Source organism: Mesorhizobium sp. M7A.F.Ca.CA.002.04.1.1, from assembly GCF_004022805.1.
Lineage (GTDB): Bacteria > Pseudomonadota > Alphaproteobacteria > Rhizobiales > Rhizobiaceae > Mesorhizobium > Mesorhizobium ciceri.
In genome coordinates this window covers 1-2,411 of sequence record NZ_RZPL01000808.1, presented here as the reverse complement: position 1 = coordinate 2,411, position 2,411 = coordinate 1, and the positions used below count along the sequence as shown (strand labels likewise).

Sequence of the window (2,411 nt, the reverse complement as noted above, 5' to 3'; positions counted from 1 at the left end):
GCCAGAGAGCGACCGCTTCATGTCGCGGCTGATGAAGACCGGCATCGACCTCGAACCGCCCGAGCGGCGTATCGGCCTTGCCGCGCATGATTTCCAGATGGCCATGGGCGCCGGGAAGGTGGTGCTGTCCCGCTCGGCACGTGCCGGCGATGCACCCGCCGTGCCGTCGCGCTGGCTTCAGCGGCTGCTGACCTTCATCGGCAGCGACCAGGCAGCGGAGCTGCGCCGGCGTGGCGACGAGCTGCTCGCCTGGGCGCGCGCGCTGGATGCCGGCCCAAGGCAGGATTTCGCGCCACGGCCGCAGCCGAAGCCGCCGCTGTCGGTGCGCCCGACGCATTTCTCGGTCACCGAGATCGAGACCCTGCGCCGTGACCCCTACGCCGTCTATGCAAGACGCATCCTCGGCCTGATGCCGCTCGATCCGGTTATTCGCGACCCTGGTGCGGCCGAGCGCGGCACGCTGTTTCACGCCATCCTGCACCTGTTCTCAGGCAGCGTCGCCGATCCGCGCGCTCCCGATGCGCTTGCCGGCCTCATCGCCGCCGGCCGCGCCTGCTTTGCCGAAGCCGCCCTTCCGGCCGACGTCGAGGCGGTGTGGTGGCCGCGCTTCGAGAAACTCGCCGCCAACATCATCGAGTGGGAGCGCACGCGCGCTGATGCTGTGACAAGGCGCCATGCCGAGGAGCGCGCCGGAAAGACCGTTGTCGGCCAGTCCGGCGTGACGCTGTCCGGCTACGCCGACCGCGTCGACCTTCTGGCCGGCGGCATGGCCGACATACTGGACTACAAGACCGGCTCCTCGCCGTCCAAGGCGCAGGCGCACACACTGCTTGCGCCGCAACTGGCGCTCGAGGGCGCGCTGCTCAGGCGCGGCGCCTTCAAGGCTTTGGGCGTGCGTGAGCCCTCTCAACTGGCTTTCATCAGGCTGAAGCCGAATGGCGAGGTGTTCGAGGAATCCATCCTCGAACACAACCGCCAGCCGCGGACCGCGACCGATCTTGCCGAAGAGGCCTGGGCACGGCTGGAAAAGCTATTGATCCACTATGCGGACCCTGCGACCGGGTATCTGTCGCGCGCGCTGCCGTTCCGCGAAGGCGAGACGGATGGCGACTACGACCATCTTGCCCGCGTGCTCGAATGGTCGGCAGGCGGCGATGCCGGCGACGAGGGAGGGGAGGCATGAAGAAGGCCTATCCCATTCCCAGCGACACCGCGACCAGCCAGGCCCGCGCCGCCGACCCCGGCAATTCCGCCTGGGTGTCGGCCAATGCCGGCTCCGGCAAGACCCATGTGCTGGCGCAGCGCGTAATCCGGCTGCTGCTGCGCGGCACCGATCCGTCGAAGATCCTGTGCCTGACCTATACGCGCGCCGCCGCCGCCAACATGTCGAACCGGGTCTTTTCGACACTGTCGGAGTGGACGACGCTTGGTGACGTGGATCTGGCGGCAAAGGTCGAGGCGCTGGAGGGGCGCCGGCCCGATCTCGAGACCATGCGCCGGGCGCGGCGCCTGTTCGCCGAGGCGCTGGAAACGCCCGGCGGGCTGAAGATCCAGACCATTCACGCCTTCTGCGAATCGGTGCTGCACCAGTTCCCGCTGGAGGCCAACATCCCGGCCCATTTCGAGATGCTCGACGGCCAGATGGAGGCATCGCTGTTTGCCGCGGCGCGCCGCGAGATGATTTCGGGCACGTCCGCCGGTGACAGGGATCTGGCCGAGGCTTTTGCCTCCATTCTCGATCGGGGCGGCGAAGCCGGGCTCGACGCCTTGCTGGGTGAGATTGTGCGCAAGCGCGACGGCTTGCGCCATTTCATCGAGGCGGTCGGGCGCGATGGCACGCATTTCCAGGCCCTGTTCGACGAATTCCATTTCCATCCAGGCCAGACGGCCGAGGGCATAGCCGCTTCGGTATGGCCGTTGCCGGGCTTCCTGCCCGACTATTTTGCCGGCTTCGCCCACGCCGCCGAGGCCACCGACGCCAGATCGGTACTGAACAACATCCTGCCCTATGCGCGGCAGGCTTTTGCCGAGGGCGATCCCATTCGCCGCCTGCAACTGCTCGCGCGAGCCTTCCTCAAGACCGATGGCGACGCTTACGACCCGGCAAAGGCCTTCAAGAAGGCCCTGGTCGACCGGTTGCCGGATCTGGCGGAGCGTTATCTCTCGGCCGCCAACGCCATAGTCGAAACCACCGATCGGCTGGCCCTGTTCCGGATGCTTGAAGGCACGGCTGCCGCGCTGACCATCGCCGACTGGCTGATCGCCCGCTACGAAATGCTCAAGCGCAGCCGCGGCTTCCTCGATTTCAACGACCTGATCACCCGCACCGTCAACCTGCTGGCGCGGCCGGACGCCGGCCCCTGGGTGCAGTACAAGCTCGACCAGGGCATCTGCCCTGGTCGAGCTTGTAC

2 protein-coding genes are annotated in these 2,411 nt (G+C 67.4%); both read left to right on the top strand.

What is annotated here, in order from left to right:
- Nucleotides 1–1,183 (top strand): double-strand break repair protein AddB (gene addB, locus ENZ75_RS28760; RefSeq protein ID WP_128278507.1); only part of this gene is annotated, 1,183 nt, incomplete at its 5' end.
- On the top strand, nucleotides 1,180–2,411 hold a 1,232-nt coding region (locus tag ENZ75_RS28755; RefSeq protein WP_164888075.1), incomplete at its 3' end, for a UvrD-helicase domain-containing protein. The genes addB and ENZ75_RS28755, both read left to right, overlap by 4 nt.